At 69.9% G+C, this 21,717-nt stretch carries 20 protein-coding genes; 3 read left to right on the forward strand and 17 right to left on the reverse strand.

Features of this window, described 5'->3' with window-relative positions; genetic code table 11:
• Positions 1–3: 3 nt before the first annotated feature.
• The 7 genes from J2X55_RS13920 to J2X55_RS13950 all read right to left on the reverse strand — a co-directional run bounded on the left by J2X55_RS13920 (position 4) and on the right by J2X55_RS13950 (position 8,635).
• The gene (locus tag J2X55_RS13920; RefSeq protein ID WP_309824118.1) at positions 4–840 is read right to left on the reverse strand and encodes a shikimate dehydrogenase; all 837 of its coding nucleotides are present in this window, start codon (positions 838–840) and stop codon (positions 4–6) included.
• Entirely contained in the window at positions 834–2,672 is a 1,839-nt protein-coding gene (gene mltG / locus J2X55_RS13925) for an endolytic transglycosylase MltG (RefSeq protein ID WP_309824121.1), read from the reverse strand. Before mltG ends, J2X55_RS13920 begins: the two co-directional genes overlap by 7 nt.
• A gap of 1 nt (position 2,673) precedes the next feature.
• A complete protein-coding gene (gene ruvX, locus J2X55_RS13930) occupies positions 2,674–3,147 on the reverse strand; it encodes a Holliday junction resolvase RuvX (RefSeq protein WP_115918551.1) in 474 nt (157 codons plus the stop codon).
• On the reverse strand, positions 3,144–5,813 hold the full coding sequence (gene alaS / locus J2X55_RS13935; RefSeq protein ID WP_309824124.1) for an alanine--tRNA ligase: 2,670 nt from the start codon (positions 5,811–5,813) through the stop codon (positions 3,144–3,146). Before alaS ends, ruvX begins: the two co-directional genes overlap by 4 nt.
• A gap of 62 nt (positions 5,814–5,875) precedes the next feature.
• Positions 5,876–6,199 carry an ATPase gene (locus J2X55_RS13940; RefSeq protein WP_309824126.1) on the reverse strand — a complete coding sequence of 108 codons (324 nt, stop codon included), beginning with the start codon at positions 6,197–6,199 and terminating at the stop codon, positions 5,876–5,878.
• A gap of 204 nt (positions 6,200–6,403) precedes the next feature.
• On the reverse strand, positions 6,404–7,033 hold the full coding sequence (rpsD, locus tag J2X55_RS13945) for a 30S ribosomal protein S4 (RefSeq protein WP_013586600.1): 630 nt from the start codon (positions 7,031–7,033) through the stop codon (positions 6,404–6,406).
• A gap of 186 nt (positions 7,034–7,219) precedes the next feature.
• Positions 7,220–8,635, reverse strand: a complete 1,416-nt coding sequence (locus tag J2X55_RS13950; protein ID WP_309824128.1) for a replication-associated recombination protein A — start codon at positions 8,633–8,635, stop codon at positions 7,220–7,222.
• Between the two features lie 36 nt (positions 8,636–8,671).
• Between J2X55_RS13950 and J2X55_RS13955 the strand changes: the two genes are divergently transcribed.
• From J2X55_RS13955 to J2X55_RS13965, 3 genes are all read left to right on the forward strand, one after another.
• The gene (locus J2X55_RS13955; RefSeq protein ID WP_309824130.1) at positions 8,672–9,034 is read left to right on the forward strand and encodes a dioxygenase; all 363 of its coding nucleotides are present in this window, start codon (positions 8,672–8,674) and stop codon (positions 9,032–9,034) included.
• Positions 9,035–9,166: 132 nt separating this feature from the next.
• The gene (locus J2X55_RS13960; RefSeq protein ID WP_396653267.1) at positions 9,167–10,807 is read left to right on the forward strand and encodes a DUF349 domain-containing protein; all 1,641 of its coding nucleotides are present in this window, start codon (positions 9,167–9,169) and stop codon (positions 10,805–10,807) included.
• Between the two features lie 64 nt (positions 10,808–10,871).
• Positions 10,872–11,453 carry a hypothetical protein gene (locus J2X55_RS13965; RefSeq protein ID WP_115918541.1) on the forward strand — a complete coding sequence of 194 codons (582 nt, stop codon included), beginning with the start codon at positions 10,872–10,874 and terminating at the stop codon, positions 11,451–11,453.
• On the opposite strand, the gene J2X55_RS13970 is transcribed toward J2X55_RS13965, so the two are convergent.
• The 10 genes from J2X55_RS13970 to pdxS all read right to left on the reverse strand — a co-directional run bounded on the left by J2X55_RS13970 (position 11,423) and on the right by pdxS (position 21,618).
• Entirely contained in the window at positions 11,423–13,672 is a 2,250-nt protein-coding gene (locus J2X55_RS13970) for a bifunctional (p)ppGpp synthetase/guanosine-3',5'-bis(diphosphate) 3'-pyrophosphohydrolase (RefSeq protein WP_115918539.1), read from the reverse strand. The two genes, J2X55_RS13965 and J2X55_RS13970, sit on opposite strands and share 31 nt — an antisense overlap.
• A 98-nt stretch (positions 13,673–13,770) precedes the next feature.
• The gene (secF, locus tag J2X55_RS13975; RefSeq protein WP_309824135.1) at positions 13,771–14,757 is read right to left on the reverse strand and encodes a protein translocase subunit SecF; all 987 of its coding nucleotides are present in this window, start codon (positions 14,755–14,757) and stop codon (positions 13,771–13,773) included.
• Entirely contained in the window at positions 14,757–16,466 is a 1,710-nt protein-coding gene (gene secD, locus J2X55_RS13980) for a protein translocase subunit SecD (RefSeq protein WP_309824137.1), read from the reverse strand. Before secD ends, secF begins: the two co-directional genes overlap by 1 nt.
• A gap of 47 nt (positions 16,467–16,513) precedes the next feature.
• The gene (gene yajC / locus J2X55_RS13985; protein WP_115918533.1) at positions 16,514–16,957 is read right to left on the reverse strand and encodes a preprotein translocase subunit YajC; all 444 of its coding nucleotides are present in this window, start codon (positions 16,955–16,957) and stop codon (positions 16,514–16,516) included.
• Positions 16,958–17,037: 80 nt separating this feature from the next.
• Positions 17,038–18,084, reverse strand: a complete 1,047-nt coding sequence (gene ruvB / locus J2X55_RS13990) for a Holliday junction branch migration DNA helicase RuvB (RefSeq protein WP_115918531.1) — start codon at positions 18,082–18,084, stop codon at positions 17,038–17,040.
• Positions 18,077–18,697 carry a Holliday junction branch migration protein RuvA gene (ruvA, locus tag J2X55_RS13995; RefSeq protein WP_309824139.1) on the reverse strand — a complete coding sequence of 207 codons (621 nt, stop codon included), beginning with the start codon at positions 18,695–18,697 and terminating at the stop codon, positions 18,077–18,079. Before ruvA ends, ruvB begins: the two co-directional genes overlap by 8 nt.
• Before the next feature lie 9 nt (positions 18,698–18,706).
• Positions 18,707–19,309, reverse strand: coding sequence for a crossover junction endodeoxyribonuclease RuvC (gene ruvC / locus J2X55_RS14000; protein ID WP_115918527.1), 603 nt, complete (start codon positions 19,307–19,309; stop codon positions 18,707–18,709).
• A 48-nt stretch (positions 19,310–19,357) separates the two neighbouring features.
• Positions 19,358–20,116 (reverse strand): YebC/PmpR family DNA-binding transcriptional regulator, encoded by a 759-nt coding sequence (locus J2X55_RS14005; RefSeq protein WP_115918526.1) that lies wholly within the window; start codon positions 20,114–20,116, stop codon positions 19,358–19,360.
• 10 nt (positions 20,117–20,126) lie between these two features.
• Positions 20,127–20,744, reverse strand: a complete 618-nt coding sequence (pdxT, locus tag J2X55_RS14010) for a pyridoxal 5'-phosphate synthase glutaminase subunit PdxT (protein ID WP_309824140.1) — start codon at positions 20,742–20,744, stop codon at positions 20,127–20,129.
• Complete coding sequence (gene pdxS / locus J2X55_RS14015) at positions 20,734–21,618, reverse strand: pyridoxal 5'-phosphate synthase lyase subunit PdxS (RefSeq protein WP_181906484.1); 885 nt, start codon at positions 21,616–21,618, stop codon at positions 20,734–20,736. The genes pdxT and pdxS overlap by 11 nt, the downstream gene beginning before the upstream one ends.
• Positions 21,619–21,717: the final 99 nt, after the last annotated feature.

Below are 21,717 nucleotides of genomic sequence, written 5' to 3' on the forward strand. Positions count from 1 at the left end.
GATCTAGTCTCCCACGAGCGCGGTGCGCATTGCGGCCAGCACCTTGGGCTCGCGCTCCAGGGCGACCGCGGGGTCTCCCCCGACGAAGACGCGCACCTGCAGCAGGGCCTGATGCAGCAGCATGCCGAGCCCGTCGTGGGCCTCGCCGCCGGCGCGCTCCCACGCCTGCGCGAGCGGTGTCGGCCAGCCTCCGTACACGACGTCGACGAGCGGACCGGAGTGGGATGCCAGGTCATCGGCGACGCGTCCGAGGTCGGTGCCGCCGGGCAGGGCCGCGATGGTGGCGTCCACCGGCGAGATCGTCGGGTCGTCGAGGGCGACGACCCGCACGTCGACGCCCAACGCGTCGGCGAGAAGGAGGATCGGCGCGGCCGCCCCGGTCCGCCGCGCGCGCACCTCGATCACTTCGGCTCCCGCGCGGGCGGCGGCGACCACCGCGGAGGTCGCGGTCGCTCCGGCGCCGAGGACCCGGATGGCCGCGGGGTCGCGCACCCCGAACTCGTCGAGGGCGCGGGCCAGGCCCCCCACGTCGGTGTTGAACCCGCGGCGTCCGCTCCCGTCGAGCAACACGGTGTTGACCGCACCGGTGAGGCGCGCATCGTCGTCGAGCGCGTCGGCGGCGCGAGCGGCGGCGTTCTTGAGCGGCATGGTGAGCGAGAGGCCGCGCCAGTCGGCATCCAACTCCTCGAGCGCGGGGACGAATCCCGCTTCGTCGACCCGGCGCCGTCCGTACTCCCAGTCGAGACCGAGCACGCCGTATGCGGCCGCGTGCAGCCGGGGCGACCGCGAGTGCGCGATCGGGTCGCCCCAGACGGCCAGGCGGCGAGGGCCGGTCAGCATCCGCCGTTCGGGTTCTCGCGGCACCACTGCTGGAACTGCGCCACAGCCTTCTCTTGATCGGCGTAGGACGTCGAGAACACCGTCTCGCCCGTCGCGAGGTTCACCGTCGTGAAGTAGTACCAGGGGCCGTCGACCGGGTGCATCGCGGCGTCGATCGCGAGGTCTCCGGCGTTGGCGATCGGCCCGACCGGAAGACCCGGGTACTTGTACGTGTTGTACGGGTTGTCGCTGTTCAGAGCGTTCGCGCTCGACGACGAGGCTCCCGCGTCGAGTTCGTTCGCACCGTACTGGGCGGTGGAGTCCATCTGCAGCAGACCGTGGGTCTCGGTGTTGTCGGGTTGTAGGCGATTCTCGATCACGCGCGAGACCTTGTAGAAGTCCTCGCTGCTGCGGGCCTCGCGCTCGATGATCGAGGCGATCGTGAGGATGCGCTCCCGGTCGTCTGGGGCGACACCCGCCTTGTCGAGCGATTCGATCGTGCGCTTCACCATGCGGTCGATGACCTGTTGGGCGGTGACGCCCTCATCGAAGTCGTAGGTGGCGGGGAAGATCCACCCCTCGAGGGTCGAGGCCGACACCCCGTAGGTCGCGGGGGTGGCGACGGCCGCGTCGAGATCGGCGCGCGCGATGCCGGTCTGTTCCGAGATGACGTCGAGAGACTGCGTGAGGGTGAGTCCCTCGCGCAGCTGCACGGAGTTGTCGAGACGGTTCGCCGGGTCGCGCAATGCGGCGATCACGGCTTCGGACGTCATCTGCTGCTGCAGTTTGTAGACCCCGGGCTGGAACGTGAACGCGACGGCGTTGTCGACCATGTACTTGTAGAGCGAGTTGGAGGCCTTCGTGACCCCCGCCTCGAACAGCTTCGGTGAGACGGACTGCCCCGTGTCGCCGGACACGATGGTGACGCGCGCTTCACCGGTCGCCTGCCCCGCTTCGTAGTCGAGGGGCTCGCCGTTGCCGAGGAACGCCTGGATCCGTTCGCCGTAGGTGTTCCACAGGGCGAAGCCGCCGCCGGCGACACCGCCGACGAGCAGCAGCACGACAGCGAGAGCGATCCAGCGGCCGACACGCCGGCGCCGCTTCGGGGGCTTCTGCGGCGCCCAGCCGATCTGCTGCGTGGTGGTCTCACCGGTGAAGAGGTCTTCGAGGGATCCGGATGCCGCGGTGCCGGTCGTGGCGGATGCAGCGGCGGCCGTACCGACCCCGGCGCCGACGAGGGCGGGCTCGCGGTCGCGCGCCGGCTCGGTGCGACGCGACTCGGGGGCGGAGCGGGGAACGTCCGCACGGCGGGCGGCGGCCTGCCAGGCGGCGGACTGTGTATCGCGGGCGGGCGGAGCGGCGGGAGACGGAGCGCGGCGGGGACCGGGCGCGACCTCGCCGCCGGCACGGCGTGGGGGCGGGGTGTCGTCGTCGCGGCGGCGCCCCGTGGGCGCGGCGGCCGGAGCCGAGGGGAAACCGGACGTCTCGGTGCGGGGCGAAACCGCGGGCGCGGCCGGGAGGACCGTCGGTTCGTCGATCGCGGCGCGCGGCGGCGGTGTCGCCTCGGTCGGGCGGAATGGCGCGCGATCGGCCGACGACGATTCGGCGCGCGGGGCGGCCGTCGGGTCGGCCGCGGGGGCTGCCGGAGCGTTCTCGGCGGCGTCGTCACCCGGGGTGATCGGCGTGGCGGCGGTCGCCGCGCGACGCGCCTCGCGGGCCGCGCGACGCGTCGGCGGGGCGGCGTCGTCCTCGGCGGCCGAGCCGCGGAAGGAGCGCGCGCCGGTGCGCGGGTCGGGAAGGCGACCGTAGAGATCCGCGAAGGGATCGTTCTCGGGGGACTGGTTCTCGGGCATGTCAGGCGGGCTCCTGTCCCGGTGTGACGGCGGGTCCGGCCGGCTCGCCGGACTGTCGCTCCACTTCGAGCGCCTGCTGCAGAAGGACCACAGCGGCGACTTGGTCCACAATGCTACGAGAATCCCGCTGGGAACGCCCTGCTTCGCGCAGAACACTGTGCGCCGAGACGGTGCTCAACCGCTCGTCGACCAGACGGACCGGCATCGGGAGGGCCTCGGCCAATGCCGCGGCGAAGGTTCTCGCGTCGGTCGTCGAGGGCGTGTCCTCACCACGGAGGTTCAGCGGCAACCCCACCAGAACTTCGAAGGCGTCGTACTCGGCCGCCAGGGCGGCGATGCGCCGGATCGGCTCGCCCTTGCGGGGCACCGTCTCGACGGGAACGGCGAGCACCCCGTCCGGGTCCGACCGAGCCACACCCACGCGGGCGCGCCCGACGTCGATCCCGAACCGGATGCCGCGCCGGAACGCCGTCACGCGATCGTCGTCCGCACGTCGGAGACGATTCCCCCGAGCGCCTGCGGCAGGGCCGCGGCATCCGTCCCTCCGCCCTGCGCGACATCGGGACGACCGCCGCCACCGCCGCCGAGCACACTCGCGGCCGACTTGGCGAGTGCGCCCGCGGCGAGGCCCCGTTCGCGCGCGGCGTCGTTCGTGACGACGACGACCGTGGCGCGTCCGCTGGCGACGCTCGCGAGAGCGACGACCGCGGGGTCGCTGCCCAGGCGGTCCCGCACCTGCAGCGCGAGCGAGCGTACATCGTCGGCCGAGGCGCCCTCCCCCAGGCTCTGGGCTACCACGCGCACGGCACCGACTGCCACGGCCGACTCCACCAGCTGCGGCAGACGACCGGTGAGGGCCTGCGCCTCGAAGGCGGCGATCTTCTTCTCCGCGGCCTTGAGGCTCGCGGCCAGCTCGGCGATGCGCGTGGGCAACTGCTCGCGGGGCGTCTTCAGGCTCGAGCTGAGCTGCGAGACGATCGCACGCTCGGCGGCGAGGTCGCGGAAGGCGTCGAGGCCGACGAGGGCCTCCACGCGCCGGTTCGAGGCGCCGACCGACTGCTCGCCCACGAGGTTGACCAGGCCGATCTCGGCGCTGCGCGACACGTGCGTGCCGCCGCAGAGCTCGCGCGACCACGGCCCGCCGATGTCGACCATGCGTACGGTGTCGCCGTACTTCTCGCCGAACAGCGCCATGGCGCCGGCGGCTTTCGCCTCGTCGAGCGACATGACGCGCGTGGTGACCTCGAGGTTGTCGCGCACCGCGTTGTTGGCGATGTCCTCGATCTCGGTGCGGGTCTCGGGCGAGAGCGCCGAACCCCAGCTGAAGTCGAAGCGCATGTAGCCCGCGCGGTTGAGCGAACCGGTCTGCGTCGCCGTTTTGCCGAGCGTGTCGCGGATCGCCGCGTGCACCAGGTGGGTCGCGGTGTGCGCCTGCTGGGCTGCGTGCCGGTTGAGCGCGTCGACCACGGTGGTGGCGGGAGCGCCGACAGAGACCTCGCCGGTCGTCACCTCGACGGTGTGGCTCACCAGGCCCGGGACGGGACGCTGCACGTCGAGCACCTCGAGCTCGTAGCCGGGGCCGACGATGACGCCCTTGTCGGCGACCTGGCCACCCGACTCGGCGTACAGCGCGGTCTCAGCGAGGATCACCTCGGCGATCTGGCCCTCGGACGCCCGGTCGGTCCCGACACCCTGGATCAGGATGCCGAGCACCCGCGATTCCGTCTGCATCTCGGTGTAACCGGTGAAGACGGTCTCGCCGTGGGCCCGGAATTCGCGGTAGGCGCTCTGGTCGGCAATCGTGCCCTTGCGGGCGCGGGCGTCAGCCTTGGCGCGTGTGCGCTGCTCGAGCATCAGCTGATCGAAGGCGCCGCGGTCGACGGTGAGCCCCGCTTCTTCGGCAATCTCCAGCGTCAGGTCGATGGGGAAGCCGTAGGTGTCGTGCAGGAGGAAGGCCTCCGAGCCCGACAGCGTCGTTCCCCCGCCGTTCTTGGTCTCGACCACCGACTGGTCGAGGATGGCGGAACCGGCCGCGAGCGTCCGGAGGAACGTCTGCTCCTCGGCGATCGCGTACGCCGAGAGGCGGGCGTAGTCGGCCTCGACCTCGGGGTACGACTCCTTCATTGCGTCGCGCGAGGCGGCGAAGAGCTCGGGGAAGGTTGCGCCCTCGACGCCGAGCAGGCGCATCGAGCGGATCGCGCGGCGCATGATGCGGCGCAGGATGTAGCCCCGGCCCTCGTTCGAGGGCGTCACGCCGTCGGCCAGCAGCATGAGCGAGGAGCGCACGTGGTCGGCGACGATGCGCAGGCGCACGTCGTCGTCGTGCGACTCCTGACCGTAGGCCTTGCCGGCGAGAGAGGCCGCCAGGTCGAGCACGGGGCGCACCTGGTCGGTCTCGTACATGTTGTCGACGCCCTGCTTGATGAACGCGATGCGCTCGAGGCCCATGCCGGTGTCGATGTTCTTCGCGGGGAGTTCGCCGACGATGTCGAAGTCGTACTTCGAGCGCACGTTCGTGATCTCGTACTGCATGAACACGAGGTTCCAGATCTCGACATAGCGGTCGTCGTCGGTGGCGGGGCCGCCGTCGATGCCGTACTCGGGACCGCGGTCGAAGAAAATCTCCGAGCAGGGACCGGCGGGGCCGGGCAGGCCGGTCGACCAGTAGTTCGTGTCCTTACCCAGGCGCTGGATGCGCTCCTCGGGCAGGGAACTGAGCTGCAACCAGAGGTCGCGCGCTTCGTCATCCTCTTCGTAGACCGTGACCCAGAGGTCCTCGGGGTCGAACGCGAGGCCGCCCTCCGACTCCGGCGCCGTCAGCAGTTCCCACGCGTAGCGGATCGCGTCTTCCTTGAAGTAGTCGCCGAACGACCAGTTGCCGAGCATCTGGAAGAAGGTGCCGTGACGCGGGGTCTTGCCGACCTCTTCGATGTCGTTGGTGCGGATGCACTTCTGCACGTCCGCGGCGCGCGGATACGGCGGGGGGACGACCCCGCTGAGGTACGGGATGAAGGGCACCATGCCCGCCACGGTGAACAGCAGGGCCGGGTCGTCGGTGACGAGCGAGGCCGAGGGGACGATCGTGTGGTTCTTCTTCTCGAAGAAGTCGAGGAAGCGCTGGGCGATCTCGGCGGTTTTCATGGCGGGTCTTTCCGTACGCATGCGGATCCGCCCCACGGGTGGGGACGGGAGGCCGGAGGGGGTCAGTCGGAGGAGGAAGCGGTCTTCTCGACGACGCGGGCGGCGTCGTCGGCGGCGTCGGAGGTCTTCTCGGCCACGGAGGACGCGACGTTCTTCGCGTCGTCGATGATCTCGGAGAGGCGCGTCTCCTGCGCGTGGTAGGCGTCGCTCATGCGATCGGTGAACTCGCCGATGCGGGAATCGAGCTGCGCGAGCACCTCCTGCCCACGGGGGTCCTTGTTGACGAGGTGGGCGGCGACGAAACCGCCGACGATGCCCAACGCGAACCAGACGAGGCTTCTCACGATCACCACTTCTTCCTCGATACGACGCCGCGGTCGCGGCATCCCCCCATCGTAGGCGAGGGCCCCCGGGGCGCGCGCGACGTCGCGCACGTCGGAGATTCGCTCGTTCGTCGGAGATTCACGCCGCGGCCATCCGACGTGCGCGCGTCTCTCCGACATCGGCGACGAGACGGGCCGCGCGAGAACGCCCTTCGAACACCAGAAAGGGCGCCGGGAGAACCCGACGCCCTTCCGTGCTCGCTGAGATCAGCGGGCGGCGTAGTACTCGACGACGAGCTGCACGTCACACGTGACGGGCACCTCGGCACGCTTGGGGCGACGAACGAGCTTCGCCTGCAGCGTCGAGAGGTCGACCTCGAGGTAGCCCGGAACGGGGGGCAGCACTTCGGCGTGCCCACCGGCGGCGGCGACCTGGAAGGGCTCGAGGCCCTCGCTCTTCGGCTTGACGTGGATCTGCTGACCCGGCTTCACGCGGAACGACGGGCGGTCCACGAGCTGGCCGTCGACCAGGATGTGGCGGTGCACGACGAGCTGGCGAGCCTGCGCGGTGGTGCGGGCGAAGCCCGAACGCACGACGAGGGCGTCCAGACGCATCTCGAGCAGCTCGACCAGGTTCTCACCGGTCAGGCCGTCGGTGCGGCGGGCCTCGTTGAACGCGATGCGCAGCTGCTTCTCGCGGATGCCGTACTGCTCGCGCAGACGCTGCTTCTCACGCAGACGGACGGCGTAGTCGCTGTCGGCCTTGCGCTTGGTGCGGCCGTGCTCGCCGGGAGCGTAGGGACGCTTCTCGAGGTAGCGGGCGGCCTTGGGGGTGAGCGCGACGCCGAGGGCGCGCGACAGACGCACCTTGCGGCGGTCCTGAGACTTCGTGGTCACGAAGTTCTCCTTCCGATGACGTGGCCGCGCCTTTCACGGCTCACGGGCGTATCGCCCCCTTCCGCCCGATCCGAAGCGCACGCCGGGGCGCACCGGAAGGTGATCACAGGAAGGAGGGGATGCCCGAAAACCCTGTTTCGAGCCGGTTCATGCTAGCAGAGCCACCCGTGGGTACCCGCTGAGCGTTCACTTCCCGTCGAGGATGCGCCTGATCTTCTCCAAGCGGGCCGAGACATCACGCTCGGTGCCGTGATTCGTGGGCTCGTAGTAGCGCTTGCCCCGCAGTTCGTCGGGCAGGTACTGCTGCGCCACGATGCCGATCTCGCTGTCGTGCGCGTACTTGTACCCCTTGCCGTGCCCCAGGCGCTTGGCTCCCGGGTAGTGCGCATCGCGCAGGTGCATCGGCACGCGTCCGAAACCGCCGGCACGCACATCCGCGATCGCCGCGTTGATGGCGTTGTAGGCGGCGTTCGACTTCGCGGTGGTGGCGAGATAGATCGTGGCCTCGGCGAGGGGGATGCGTCCCTCGGGCATGCCGATGAAGGCGACAGCGTCCGCCGCGGCGACCGCGATCTGCAGGGCTTGAGGGTCGGCCATCCCGATGTCCTCCGCGGCGGAGATCACCAGGCGGCGCGCGATGAAGCGGGGGTCCTCCCCCGCCTCGATCATGCGTGCCAGGTAGTGGATCGCGGCATCCGGATCCGAACCCCGCACCGACTTGATGAATGCGCTGATGACGTCGTAATGCTCGTCGCCTTGACGGTCGTAACGCAGCAGCGCCCGGTCGACGGCCTGGGCGATGTGCTCGGGGGTGATCACGGGGAGCTCTCCCCCGTCGTCCGGGAACGGCCCGGGGTCCTGCTCGTCGTCTTCGTCGTCCTCGTCTTCGCCGCTGTCGGCGGCGGGCTCCGCGACGGCTCCGTCGTCGCCCGCGACCGAGGCCGCCGCTTCGAGGGCGGTGAGAGCGCGGCGCGCGTCGCCGGAGGCCAGACGCACCAGAGCGGCTCGCGCTTCGTCTTCGAGCACGACGCGACCCGCCAGGCCGCGCGGGTCCGCCACGGCACGGTCCACGAGGGCGCCCAGGTCGTCGTCGCCGAGCGGGCGGAGGGTGAGCAGCAGAGATCGCGACAGCAGCGGCGAGATGACCGAGAACGAGGGGTTCTCGGTCGTCGCGGCGATCAACACGACCCAGCCGTTCTCGACACCCGGCAACAGGGCGTCCTGCTGGGCTTTGGTGAAGCGGTGGATCTCGTCGAGGAAGAGGATCGTCGACTGCCCGTACAGGTCGCGCTGCGTGAGCGCTTCTTGCATGACCTCGCGCACGTCCTTCACGCCCGCCGTGATCGCGGACAGCTCGACGAAGCGGCGTCCCGACGACCGTGCGATCGCCTGGGCGAGCGTCGTCTTGCCCGTGCCCGGAGGGCCCCACAGGATGACCGAGGCGGCGGTGACGGATGCCGAGGAGTCGGTCGTGGCGAGGGTGACGAGCGGTGACCCGGGTCGCAGCAGATGCCCCTGGCCGGCGACCTCGTCGAGGCTCACGGGGCGCATGCGCACCGCGAGCGGCGTCTGGCCCTGGAAGAGAGCGGAGGAAGGGGTCACCTCTCCAGGCTAACCGCGGCCTCCGACACCGACTCCGTGAGCGCTGATCCGGGCCGCGCGACGGCTCTTTGTAGGATCGACGTGCCCGGACGGGCGGAGGAGGTCGATGTGGCGGCGCGCGGAAAAGACCGGCAGACGCGGGAGCAGCGCGAGCGTGCTCGCGCCTACCAGGCACGACTCGAGCTCCACGAGCGTCAGGGGCGTCGCCGCACGCGCGACAACCTGATCGGCCTCGTCGTCGGCCTCGTCGTGATCGCCGGCGCCGTCGGCGTGCAGACCGCCTACTTCGTGGCGGGTCCGGGCGCACCGGAGCCGTCGCCCTCGCCGACGGAGGCCCCCGCGACGCCCGTCCCGACCGAGATCCCCGCGCCCCTGCCGTCGGAGTCGAGCACCCCCTGACCTCTCGCGTGGCGTCGCCGGAACGACCGCGCGGCGATGCGCGTGCCTCGATCCTGTGTCGACGGGGTCGCGCGTACTAGGCTCGGAGAGTCCTTCTCCCCCAGGCGGTTCTGCCGCGATGAGGTGCTACCCGTGACTTCCGTCCCCACTCCCGAGACCTCCGACCCGCGCGACGACGCGAGCCCCGCCGAGGTCGATCCCACCGCCACGACCTCGGTCGAGGCGGAGACCGACGCTTCCTCGCCCCTGGATGCTCCCACCGACGGCGCCCCCGCCGACGAGGCCCCCGCCGACGATGCGACGAGTGCCGAGCCGACGGATGCCGCTGAGTCCTCGCCCTCCACCGAGGCCGACGTCGCCGATGCTCCGGACGCCGCACCCGCCGAGGGCGACGCACCCGCCGAGGGCGACGCGTCCGTCGAGGCCGATCCGTCCGGCACCGAGGTCGAGGCGTCCGTTGCGCAGCCGACCGTCGCGCAGCCCGCCGCCCCGCGGCCGGGTGCCCGCATCCCGGGACCGCCCCCCGGCAAGACCGCGTCCACCTCGACCACCCAGCCCTGGGGTCGCGTCGACGACGAAGGAACCGTCTCGGTCCGCGAGGGCGACGACTGGCGCGTCGTGGGTCAGTACCCCGACGGCACGCCCGCCGAGGCGCTCGCTTACTACCAGCGCAAGTTCTCGGATCTCGCCGCCGAGGTCACGCTGCTCGAGACCCGTCACCGTCGCGGTGGTGCTTCGGCATCCGACCTCCGCTCGACGGCGAAGACCCTCCGCGGCAAGCTCGACGGTGCCGCCGCCGTGGGCGACCTCGCCGCCCTCGTCGCTCGTCTGGACGCCCTCACGTCCGAGCTCGCCGAGGCGAGCGAGACCGAGGCCGCCGCCGCCAAGCAGGCCACTGAAGAAGCCGTCCGTGAGCGCACGACGATCGTCGAAGAGGCCGAGGCCCTTGCCGCCCGCGACCCGCAGACGGTGCAGTGGAAGCAGATGACCGCCGATATGACGGCCTTGTTCGACCGGTGGCAGGCGCACCAGCAGAACGGCCCCCGTCTGTCGAAGTCGACCGCTCAGCAGCTGTGGCGTCGTTTCCGCGACGCCCGTGCCACCGTGGACCGTCACCGCCGCGAGTTCTTCTCGTCGCTGGACGAGACCCACAAGTCCGCCCGTGAGGCCAAGACGCGTCTCGTGGAGCGTGCCGAGGCCCTCGCACCGCGCGGCGAAGACGGTATCGGGGCCTACCGTGACCTCCTCGACGCGTGGAAGGCGTCGGGCCGCGCCGGCCGCAAGGTCGACGACGCGCTGTGGGCGCGGTTCAAGGCCGCGGGTGACGCGCTCTACGGTGCGCGCATCGAGCGCGAGTCCGCCGATGCCGAGGCCTCGAAGGAGAAGATCGAGCAGAAGCGCGCCCTTCTCGAGAAGGCGGCCCCGATCGTCGACGAGAAGAACCTCGCGACCGCTCGCCAGAAGCTGACCGCCATCCAGCGCGAGTGGGACGAGATCGGCCGCATCTTCCCGCGCGACAAGGAGCGCGTCCTCGACGACGAGCTCCGCAAGATCGAGCAGAGCGTGCGCACGCGCGAAGACGCCGATTGGAAGCGCAACGATCCCGAGCAGAAGGCGCGCGCCAACGACATGACGCGTCAGCTGACCGACGCGATCGACAAGCTCGAGGCCGAGCTCGCCGACGCGGAGTCGCGCGGCGACAAGCGTGCGGCGGCCCAGGCCTCCGAGGCGCTCGAAGCGCGACGCACCTGGCTCCGCGCCCTCGGCGGCTGACCGGTTCTCCACAGATCGACGGTTTCGGCCGTCACGGGCGGCACCGCCCCGTCACACTGACGGGATGGTGTCGCCCTTTCTGTTCTTCCCCGGTGAACGTCTCGCGGCGAGCGAACTGAGCGCCGCGTGCCTCGACGGGGTGCTGGTGCCTCTCGGCGAGGGGTTCATGCCCGCCGACGCGGCCGAGACGTCGTGGATGCGCGCTCGGAGCCTTCTGCCGCTCCTCGGAGATCGTTGGGCCGGGGTACGGGCGACGGCCGCATGGGTGCACGGGGGGATGCCAGCCGAGCCGGCGAGGCACCATCTCCAACGCGTGGCGACCACGCGCTCGCGCGCGCACAATGCGACGCGTGTGGTTTTCCACGACGTGCGCTTGCCGACCGAGGACACGGTGACGCTCGGCGGCATCCACCTCAGCACACCGGGGCGGACTCTGGCCGACCTCGCCCGGTCCGACGATGTGCAGCAACGTGCCACAGCGCTGGCATGGGCGGCATCCGACTCCCGGGTGCGACGGGACGCAGAGGCCTGGCTCGCCCGGCATCCGACCTTCCCGTACGGGCGGAGAGGGACGGCGCTTCTGGCGAGCGTGACCTCCGAGGGTGATCGCGGCGGCTACGACGAGGTGACGCGGTACACGTCGTAGACGGCGTCGATGCGCCGTACGGCGTTGAGGACGCGGTCGAGATGCACGGTGTCGCCCATCTCGAACACGAACTTGCTGAGGGCGAGGCGGTCGTTCGTCGTCGACACGGTGGCCGAGAGGATGTTGACGTGATGCTCGCTGAGCACGCGGGTGACGTCGCTGAGCAAGCCCGAACGGTCGAGGGCCTCGACCTGGATCTGCACGAGGAACACGCTCTTGGTGGTCGGAGCCCACTCCACGTCGATGAGGCGGTCGGGCTCTTCTTTCAGCGCCTTGACGTTGGTGCAGTCGCCACGGTGAACCGAGACGCCGCTCCCGCGCGTCACGAAGCCGACGATCTCATCGCCCGGCACGGGGGTGCAGCACTTCGCGAGTTTCACGAGGATGTCGGGGGCTCCGCGCACGAGCACGCCTGAGTCGCCACCGCGCGGAGCACGGCTGCGGCCGACGGGGATGTCGATGGGACCGGTGTTCGTCTCTTCGACGTTGACGAGCGCGGTGACCTTCTCGATGACCGACTGCGTCGAGACGTGACCCTCGCCGACGGCGGCGTAGAGGGCGGAGACGTCCTCGTAGTGGAAGAGCCGCGCGACCTCGGTGAACGAGTCCTGGCTCATCAGACGCTGCAGGGGCAGGTTCTGGCGGCGCATGGCACGCGCGATCGAATCCTTGCCCTGCTCGATGGCCTCTTCGCGACGCTCCTTGGTGAACCACCCGCGGATCTTGTTGCGCGCGCGCGTGCTCTTGACGAAGCCGAGCCAGTCCTGGCTGGGGCCCGCGTCGGGGTTCTTCGAAGTGAAGACTTCGACGACATCGCCGCTCTGCAGCGTCGACTCGAGCGGGACGAGGCGGCCGTTGACCTTGGCGCCCATCGTGCGGTGACCGATCTCGGTGTGCACGGCGTAGGCGAAGTCGACCGGGGTCGCGCCCGTCGGAAGCCCGACCACACGGCCCTTGGGCGTGAAGACGTAGACCTCTTTCGCGCCGATCTCGAAACGCAGCGAGTCGAGGAACTCCCCCGGGTCGGCGGTCTCGGCCTGCCAGTCCGAGATGTGCGCGATCCACGCCATGTCGGCGTCGACGGCCTTAGCGTCGGCCTTGCCGCCCGCCATCCGCTCCTTGTACTTCCAGTGCGCGGCGACGCCGAACTCCGCCTGCTGGTGCATCTCGTGCGTGCGGATCTGGATCTCGACCGTGCGTCCGCCCGGTCCGATGACCGTGGTGTGCAGCGACTGGTACAGGTTGAACTTGGGCGTCGCGATGTAGTCCTTGAAGCGCCCCGGCAGCGGCGTCCAGCGCGCATGGATGGCACCGAGCACGGCGTAGCAATCGCGGACGGTGCCGACGAGGATCCGGATGCCGATGAGGTCGTAGATGTCGTCGAACTCGCGACCTCGGACGACCATCTTCTGGTACACGGAGTACAGCTGCTTCGGTCGGCCCATCACGCGGCCGCGGACACGCAGTTCGCGCAGGTCCGCGTCGACGGCGTCGATGACGTTCTGGACGTACTGCTCGCGCTGGGGCGTGCGCTGCTTGACCAGGCTGTCGATCTCGGCGTAGAGCTTGGGGTGCATCACCGCGAACGAGAGATCCTCGAGTTCGCTCTTGATCGCCTGGATGCCGAGGCGATGCGCGAGAGGCGCGTAGATCTCGAGCGTCTCGGTCGCCTTCTTCGCCGCCTTGTGCGGGGGCACGAAACCCCAGGTGCGCGCATTGTGCAGGCGGTCGGCGAGTTTGATGAGCAGCACGCGGATGTCTTTCGACATCGCCACGATCATCTTGCGCACGGTCTCGGCCTGTGCGCTGTCGCCGTACTTGACCTTGTCGAGCTTGGTCACGCCGTCGACGAGCATCGCAACCTCGTCGCCGAAGTCCGCGGCGAGTTCGTCGAGGGGGTACCCCGTGTCTTCGACGGTGTCGTGCAGCAGGGCCGCGGCGATCGCCTTCGGCCCCAATCCGAGCTCGGCGAGGATCTGCGCCACCGCGAGCGGGTGCGTGATGTACGGCTCGCCGCTCTGACGTTTCTGTCCGTCGTGCGCCTTGTCTGCGACGGCGTAGGCCCGCTCGATGATGGCCAGGTCGCCCTTGGGATGGTGCGTGCGCACCGTGCGCAGCAGCTTGTCGACGTCGTCGCGACGGGCGGCGCGCGAGAAGATGCGCGGAACCAGGCGTCGCAAAGAGGACGGCGGCGGCGCGGACGAAGCGATCTCTGCCATGTGCCACCCCTTCCTACGGCTAGTCGGTCAAGTCTATGCCTCGCGGCACGGGTCCCCGGCGGGTCCGCGGGTAGGACGGGAGGGGCGGTGCCCCGGCCTCAGGCCGGGACGCCCGCCTTCTCGCGAGCCGCCACGACGCGCGCATCGCGCTGGGCGATCGGCTTCTCCTTCTCGCGCAGCAGCGCGTACATCGGTACGGCGACGAACAGGGTCGAGTACGCGGCGACGATCGTGCCGACGAAGATCGATAGCGAGATGTCGCTGAGCGTGCGTGCACCGAGGGGCACACCGATGAAGAGGATCGCGCCGACGGGCAGGATCGCGACGACCGTCGTGTTGATCGAGCGGATCAGCGTCTGGTTCGCGGCGAGGTTCACGGACTCGGCGAACGTGCGGCCGGAGATCTCCCCGTCTTCTCTGGTGTTCTCTCTCACCTTGTCGAAGACGACGGTCGTATCGTAGAGGGCGTACGAGAGGATCGTCAGGAAGCCGATGACGGCCGCCGGCGAGATCTCGAAGCCGAAGACGGCGTAGACACCGATGGTGATGACGAGCACGTCGACGAGGCCGATGATCGCGGCGACGGACATCTTCCACGTGCGGAAGTAGAGCGCCAGGATCAGGAACGTCAGCGCGAGGAAGATCGACAGACCCCAGAGCGACTGACGGGTGACGTCGTTGCCCCAGGTGGGGCCGATGAACGAGTTCGTGATCTCCGAGGCGGGCACGTCGTACGCCGTGGCGAGGGCGGCAGACACCGCCTGGGTCTGGTCGTTGTCCAGCTGGTCGGTCTGCACGCGCACCGACTGATCGCTGATCGTGGTGACGCGGGTCGTGGCCTCCGGGACGACCGAGGTCACGGCCTGCGTCGCCGGAGCCTGATCGAACGTCGACGGGTTCGAGACGGTGAACTGCGAGCCACCCGTGAACTCGATCGAGAACTGCACGGGGCGGAACAGCGGCACGAGCGCCGCGCCGATCACGAGGACCGCGGCGATGATGAACCACAGGCGACGACGCTGCACGAAGGGGAAGGACGTCTTCCCCGAGTAGAGGTCGTTACCGAGCTGCGACATGGAGCGCATCAGTCGTCTCCCTCCTTCGTGGAGCGGCTATCGCCGCGGCTGGCGGCAGCCAGTTCGGCCTGCTTGCGTTCGGCGATCGTCTGCCGGCGCTGCGCCTCGCCGCGCGACTTCTTCACCCGGCCGGCGTCGACCACGGGTGCCCGGAACTGCGCGCGGCCGCGGTAGACGGCACCGAGGGCGTTGGGGTCCATCCCCGACAGGGGGTGGCCGGAGCCGAAGAACCGCGTACGGGCGAGGAGCTGCATCACGGGGTGCGTGAAGAGGATGAAGATCAGGATGTCGATCGCGGTCGTGAGACCGAGCGTGAACGCGAACCCCTTCACCGTGGCATCCGCGAGGATGTAGAGGACCACGGCCGCGAGGATGTTGATCGACTTCGAGATGTAGATCGTGCGCTTGGCGCGCGACCAGCCGTCCTCCACCGCAGCAGTGATCGACTTGCCGTCGCGCAGCTCGTCTCGGATTCTCTCGAAGTAGACGATGAACGAGTCGGCGGTGAAGCCGATGGTCACGATCAGACCCGCCACACCCGCGAGCGAGAGGCGGAAGCCCGCTCGCCAGGCGAGGATGCACAGAGCCAGATAGGTCAGCACCGCCATCACACCGAGCGAGGCGATGATCACCGTACCGAGCGCTCGATAGACGATGAGCGAGTAGATCGCGACGAGCCCCAGGCCGATGAGACCGGCGATGAAGCCGACCTGCAGCTGCTGCGAACCGAGCGTCGCCGACACGGTGTCGGAGCTGACCACCTGGAAGCTGAGCGGCAGCGCCCCGTACTTGAGCTGGTCGGCGAGGGCCTTCGACGACTCCTGCGTGAACGACCCGGTGATGCTGGGGCGTCCGTCGACGATGATCCCCTGCATCACGGGCGCAGACAACACGGAGCCGTCGAGCACGAACGCGAACTGGTTCAGCGGCGCCTGCTGGCCGTAGAGACGCTGGCTGATCTCGGCGAACTTCTGCGTGCCCTGGTCGTTGAAGACGAGGTTCACCGCCCACTGCCCGGTGTTCTGCTCCTGGCCGTTGGTGGCGTTGGAGATGTCGGTGCCGTCGAGCTCGACGGGGCCGAGGATGTACTTCTGCCCGTCGTTCGTCCCGCACGTGATCATCGGCTGGTCCGCGGGCGCCTGGGCGGGGTTGCTCGGCGGGTTGGCACAGTCGTACGCGAGGAACTCCGCCTGCAGGGCCGGAGTGATGTACGCCGGATCGCTCGCGTTGGTCGGCGAGGCCGTGGGCGTCGCCGGCAGGGCCGGGTCGGGCGTCGGGTACGGCGTCGATACGCCGTCCTGACCCACGAACGACGTCGCCGGTGAACCGCTGAACAGTACCGGGCGCAGCTGCAGCTGAGCCGAGCTCTGAATGCGCTGCCGCGTGGCCTCGTCGGCCTGGCCGGGGATCTGCACGACGATGTTGCGGCCACCCTCGGTGGCGACGTCGGCTTCCCCCACACCCGAGGCGTCGACGCGCTGGCGGATGATCGTGACGGCCTGTGCCAGCTGTTCGCTGTCGGGCGCGGCGCCGTCGGTGGTCTGGGCTTGCAGGATGATCTGCGTTCCGCCCTGGAGGTCGAGTGCGAGCTCGGGGGTCCAGGAACTGGCGTTGAAGACGTACACACCCAGCGCGTTGATGCCGAGGAGCACGCCGGTGATGGCGAGCAATCCGGTCAAAACGCGCCAGGCGTGACGGACAGGAGTCGAGGGCGCCACGGAGTCGGCTTTCTGTGCGGCGGTGGACGAGAAGTCGGGAGGGGCGGTCAGACCGCGGGGCGGTCCTTGTCGTCGCGCTCCGCGTCGGCGGCGTGCTGGCGGGCGGAGCGCTGGTCGTCGCTGATCGAGGTGATGTCGCCGTCGGCGACACCGGCGACGTACTCGGCCTCGGTCTCTTCCGCCTCGATGAACTCGTCCTCGGTCACCGTGCCGGCGGCGGGGTCGACGATGCGGAGGATGGCCTGGCTGTGCACCTTGATGACGACACCGGGGGCGATCTCCACGTGCGCGGGCTTGTCGAGGTCTTCGCCGTCGTACTCGACGATGGTGCCGTAGAGCCCACCCTGCAGCAGCACCTCGGCGCCGGGGACGGTCTCGCGAGCCTTCTGCTCGAGCTCGGCCTTCTGCTTCTTCATGCGGCGACGGGAGCTCAGGAACATGAAGACGAGCAGGCCCGCGAACAGAATGAGCAGGAGGAAACTGGAGTCCATGGAGGCGGTGCACCTTTCAGATCAGGCGCGCCGTGCGGCACTGCCTAGCGGGGGTCGGGGAATCCCCCGCCGAGTATAGGTCATGACCCCTGGCTGAACCGGATCATCCCGTCGGGGTGGGGTGCTCCGAGGTGCTCGTACGCCTCGGGAGTGGCCACGCGTCCGCGGGGGGTGCGCCCCATGAAACCGATGCGGACGAGATACGGCTCGACGACCGACTCGATGGTTTCGGGTTCTTCTCCCACGGCCACGGCGAGGGTGCTGAGCCCCACCGGTCCCCCGCGGAAGCGGCGGACGAGGGCGTCCAGCACGGCGCGGTCGAGGCGGTCGAGACCGATCGCATCGACGTCGTACAGATCGAGCGCGGCCCCGACCGTCCGCACGTCGGCGTGACCCTCGTCGGTGCCGGTGGACGGGCCGTTGACGACGAGGTAGTCCCGGACCCGGCGGAGCAGACGGTTGGCGATACGGGGCGTTCCGCGCGAGCGGCGGGCGATCTCGGAGCGTGCCGTGCCGGGAAGACCGACATCGAGCATGGATGCCGAGCGCGAGACGACCCGCTCCAGCTCGTCCGGCTCGTAGTACTCCAGGTGGGCGGTGAAACCGAAGCGGTCGCGCAGCGGGTTCGGCAGCAGTCCCGCGCGTGTCGTGGCACCGACGAGGGTGAAGGGCGCGAGATCGAGGGGGATGCTGGTCGCGCCCGCGCCCTTGCCGACCATGATGTCGATGCGGAAGTCCTCCATCGCGAGGTACAGCATCTCTTCCGCCGAGCGCGCCATGCGGTGGATCTCGTCGATGAAGAGGACCTCGCCCGGCGTGAGCGACGACAGCAGGGCTGCGAGATCGCCCGCGTGCTGGATGGCGGGCCCGCTCGACAGACGCAGGGGTCGACCGCTCTCGTGCGCGACGATCATCGCGAGGGTGGTCTTCCCGAGCCCCGGAGGGCCCGAGAGAAGGATGTGGTCGGGCGAACGCTGCTGGATCCGCGCGGCGTCGAGAAGCAGCTGCAGCTGGCCGCGCACCTTCTGCTGGCCGACGAACTCGGCGAGCGACGTGGGGCGCAGGGCGCCCTCGATGGCGAGTTCGACCTCGTCGTCGGGCGTCCCGGCATCGCGGACGTCAGCCACTCACGCTCTCCTTGCGGGCGGGACCCAGCAGGGCGAGGGCGAGGCGCAGAAGCGACTGCACCGAGGCACGGTCGGCATCGGAGGCCGTTTCGGCGACGGATGCCACGGCCTCGGCCGCCGTCCGTTCCGTCCAGCCCAGGCCCACGAGCGCCTGCGTCACCTGCACGGGGACCTGGCCGTGCGGCGAGGCGGCGGCGGGCGCGGCGGCCGGGGCGACCTGCAGCTTGCCGGCGAGCTGGACAACGATGAGCTTCGCGGTCTTGGGGCCGATGCCCGAGACGCGGCGGAAGGGGGCGTCGTCGTCGTCGGCCACGGCCTGGGCGATCTGCGGCACGGTGAGCGACGACAGCACGCCCAGGGCGGACTTCGGGCCGACGCCGGTGACGCTGATCAGCTGGGTGAACACGGTGAGCTCCTCGCGGGCCTCGAAACCGTAGAGCGACAACGCGTCCTCGCGCACGATGAGGTTGGTGTGCAGGTGGACGTCATCGCCGACATGCACCGTCCGCGCGAGTTGCGCGGTCACGGCGACGGAGAAGCCCATACCTCCCACCACGATGACCAGCGAGTCGTCGGCGACGTGAGCCGCCGTACCGTGCAGCGAGGAGATCATCCCGACAGCCTACGCTCCCGTTCGTACATGTGTTCGAGCGACACGCGTCGGCGGGGTCCGCTTCTTCTCGGCATCCCTCCAGGCCTTCTGCGCGGGGGTCAGGGTGCCGTCTCCCGAGGGGGCGGCCGCTCCCCCGCGCCAGGCGTGGCACAGAGCGATGGCGAGGGCGTCGGCGGCATCCGCCGGCTGAGGGAGGGCGTCGAGGCGCAGAACCCGGGCGACCATCGTCTGCACCTGCAGCTTGTCGGCGGAGCCGTACCCGGTGATCGCGGCCTTGACCTCGCTGGGCGTGTGGGTCGCGGCGGTGAGTCCGTGTTCGGCAGCCAGCATCAGGGCGATGCCGCTGGCCTGAGCGGTGCCCATCACCGAGTGGAGGTTGTTCTGGGCGAAGACACGCTCGACGGCGACGACGTGCGGCTGATGTGCGGCGAGTACCTCGCGGATGCCGGCGGCGATCGCCGCGAGACGCTTCTCGATCGGATCCGTCGGGGCGGAGCGGGCGACGCCCACGTGCACGAGCGAGGCCGTGCGGTTCGGCGAGACGTCGACGACGCCGAGGCCGCAGCGGGTCAGGCCGGGGTCGATGCCGAGGACGCGGAGGGAACGAGACACGGCCCCCACGCTAAGCGCAGGGGCCGTGTCGAGACGAAGGGCGCGCCCTTACTCGTCGTTCTCGAGCTCGGCCTGGACCTCGGCGCTCATGTCGAAGTTCGTGTAGACGTTCTGCACGTCGTCGCTGTCTTCGAGGGCGTCGATGAGGCGGAACACCTTGCGGGCGGTGTCGGCGTCGACCTCCACCTTGAGAGAGGGGACGAACTCGACGTCGGCGGAGTCGTACTCGATGCCCGCATCCTGCAGCGCGCTGCGCACCGACACGAGGTCGGAGGCCTCGGTGATGACACCGAAGCCCTCGCCGTGCGGCTCGACCTCTTCGGCTCCGGCCTCGAGGACCGCGAGCATGACGTCGTCTTCGGTGGTGCCCTCGGAGGGGACCACGATGACGCCCTTGCGGCTGAAGTTGTAGGCGACGCTGCCCGGGTCGGCGAGAGTGCCGCCGTTACGGCTGAGGGCGGTGCGCACCTCGGCCGCGGCGCGGTTCTTGTTGTCGGTCAGACACTCGATGAGGAAGGCCACCCCGTTGGGTCCGTAGCCCTCGTACATGATCGAGGAGTACTCGACGGCCTCGCCGCCGATACCGGCGCCGCGCTTGATGGCGCGATCGATGTTGTCTTTGGGGACCGAGGTTTTCTTTGCCTTGAGGACGGCGTCGAAGAGGGTGGGGTTGCCCTGGAGGTCGGCTCCACCGAGCTTCGCCGCGACCTCGATGTTCTTGATGAGCTTGGCCCACGACTTGGCGCGGCGGGAGTCGATGACCGCCTTCTTGTGCTTGGTCGTGGCCCATTTGGAGTGTCCGGACATGTTTTCCAGTCTAGAGCGCGGGCGCGCGCGTGCCGCGTCGGCGGGACACGTGGTCCAGGAACCGCTCGTGGAAGCGCGTCTCCCCCGTCGACTCGGGGTGGAACGCGGTGCCCAGCAGGGCGCCCTGCTCGATCGCGACGACGCGTCCATCGGGGCGGGATGCCAGGGGCTCGGCATCCGGGCCCCACTCGACCACCGCGGGCGCGCGGATGAACACGGCGTGCACCGGCGGATCACCCAGGGCGGGGACGTCGAGGTCGGTCTCGAACGAGGCGGTCTGCCTGCCGAAGACGTTGCGCGCGACCCGCGCGTCGATGCCGCCGAAGGTCCGTTGGCCGGTGATGGCGCCGTCGATGCGGTCGGCGAGCAGGATGAGTCCCGCGCACGTGCCGTACATCGGCATCCCGTCCGCGATCGCCCGTCGGATGGGGTCGAAGAGGTCGAAGGCGCGCGCCAGCTTGTCGATGACGCTCGACTCGCCGCCGGGGAGGACGAGGCCCTCCACGGCGGCGAGCTCCTCGGGCCGACGCACCGGGCGGGCGTCGGCACCGAGGGCGGTCAGGACGGCGAGGTGCTCCCGCACGTCCCCCTGGAGTGCGAGAACGCCGACGCGGGGGTTACCAGCCACGCTCGGCGAGGCGGTGCGGCGCGGGGAGGTCGGCGACGTTGATGCCGACCATCGCCTCGCCGAGGCCGCGCGAGGCCTCGGCCACGACCTTGGGGTCGTCGTGGAACGTGGTGGCCTTGACGATCGCCGCGGCGCGCTCGGCGGGGTTGCCGGACTTGAAGATGCCCGAGCCGACGAATACGCCGTCGGCGCCGAGCTGCATCATCATCGCGGCGTCGGCGGGAGTGGCCACTCCCCCGGCGGTGAACAGCACCACGGGCAGCTCGCCGGTCTCGGCGATCTCGGCGACCAAGTCGTAGGGCGCCTGCAGTTCCTTGGCGGCGACGTAGAGCTCATCCTTGGTCTTGGCACGCAGGGCGTTGATCTCGCTACGGATGGTGCGGATGTGCTTGGTGGCCTCGGAGACGTCGCCGGTGCCGGCCTCGCCCTTCGAGCGGATCATGGCCGCGCCCTCGGTGATGCGGCGCAGCGCCTCGCCGAGGTTGGTCGCGCCACACACGAACGGCACGGTGAAGTTCCACTTGTCGATGTGGTTCACGTAGTCGGCGGGCGAGAGGACCTCGGACTCGTCGATGTAGTCGACGCCCAGCTCCTGCAGGATCTGCGCCTCGACGAAGTGGCCGATGCGGGCCTTGGCCATGACGGGGATCGACACGGACGCGATGATGTCGTCGATCAGGTCGGGATCGCTCATGCGGGCGACGCCGCCCTGGGCGCGGATGTCGGCGGGAACGCGCTCCAGCGCCATGACCGCCACGGCGCCGGCGTCTTCGGCGATGCGGGCCTGGTCGGCGGTGACGACGTCCATGATCACGCCGCCCTTGAGCATTTCGGCGAGACCGCGCTTGACGCGGGAGGTTCCGGTGTCGGTCATGTCCACTCCGTTCGGCGCCCGGGGGCGCGAGTTCCGCGCTTCGGGGCGCGATCATTGGCTTAGGCCAAACCGTAGCATGGCTCAGGACATAGGCTGATC

The organism is Microbacterium sp. 1154 (genome assembly GCF_031455375.1).
Lineage (GTDB): Bacteria > Actinomycetota > Actinomycetes > Actinomycetales > Microbacteriaceae > Microbacterium.

Excerpts from the sequence above, each read along its gene's own strand:
- mltG (WP_309824121.1), bottom strand. The coding sequence starts at position 2,672 with ATGCCCGAGAACCAGTCCCCCGAGAACGATCCCTTCGCGGATCTCTAC.
- J2X55_RS13970 (WP_115918539.1), bottom strand. The coding sequence starts at position 13,672 with ATGGCAGAGATCGCTTCGTCCGCGCCGCCGCCGTCCTCTTTGCGACGC.
- secF (WP_309824135.1), bottom strand. The coding sequence starts at position 14,757 with ATGCGCTCCATGTCGCAGCTCGGTAACGACCTCTACTCGGGGAAGACG.
- yajC (WP_115918533.1), bottom strand. The coding sequence starts at position 16,957 with ATGGACTCCAGTTTCCTCCTGCTCATTCTGTTCGCGGGCCTGCTCGTC.
- J2X55_RS13965 (WP_115918541.1), top strand. The coding sequence starts at position 10,872 with ATGGTGTCGCCCTTTCTGTTCTTCCCCGGTGAACGTCTCGCGGCGAGC.
- J2X55_RS14005 (WP_115918526.1), bottom strand. The coding sequence starts at position 20,116 with ATGTCCGGACACTCCAAATGGGCCACGACCAAGCACAAGAAGGCGGTC.
- ruvA (WP_309824139.1), bottom strand. The coding sequence starts at position 18,697 with ATGATCTCCTCGCTGCACGGTACGGCGGCTCACGTCGCCGACGACTCG.
- J2X55_RS13940 (WP_309824126.1), bottom strand. The coding sequence starts at position 6,199 with ATGCCGCGACCGCGGCGTCGTATCGAGGAAGAAGTGGTGATCGTGAGA.
- pdxS (WP_181906484.1), bottom strand. The coding sequence starts at position 21,618 with ATGACCGACACCGGAACCTCCCGCGTCAAGCGCGGTCTCGCCGAAATG.
- alaS (WP_309824124.1), bottom strand. The coding sequence starts at position 5,813 with ATGAAAACCGCCGAGATCGCCCAGCGCTTCCTCGACTTCTTCGAGAAG.
- J2X55_RS13920 (WP_309824118.1), bottom strand. The coding sequence starts at position 840 with ATGCTGACCGGCCCTCGCCGCCTGGCCGTCTGGGGCGACCCGATCGCG.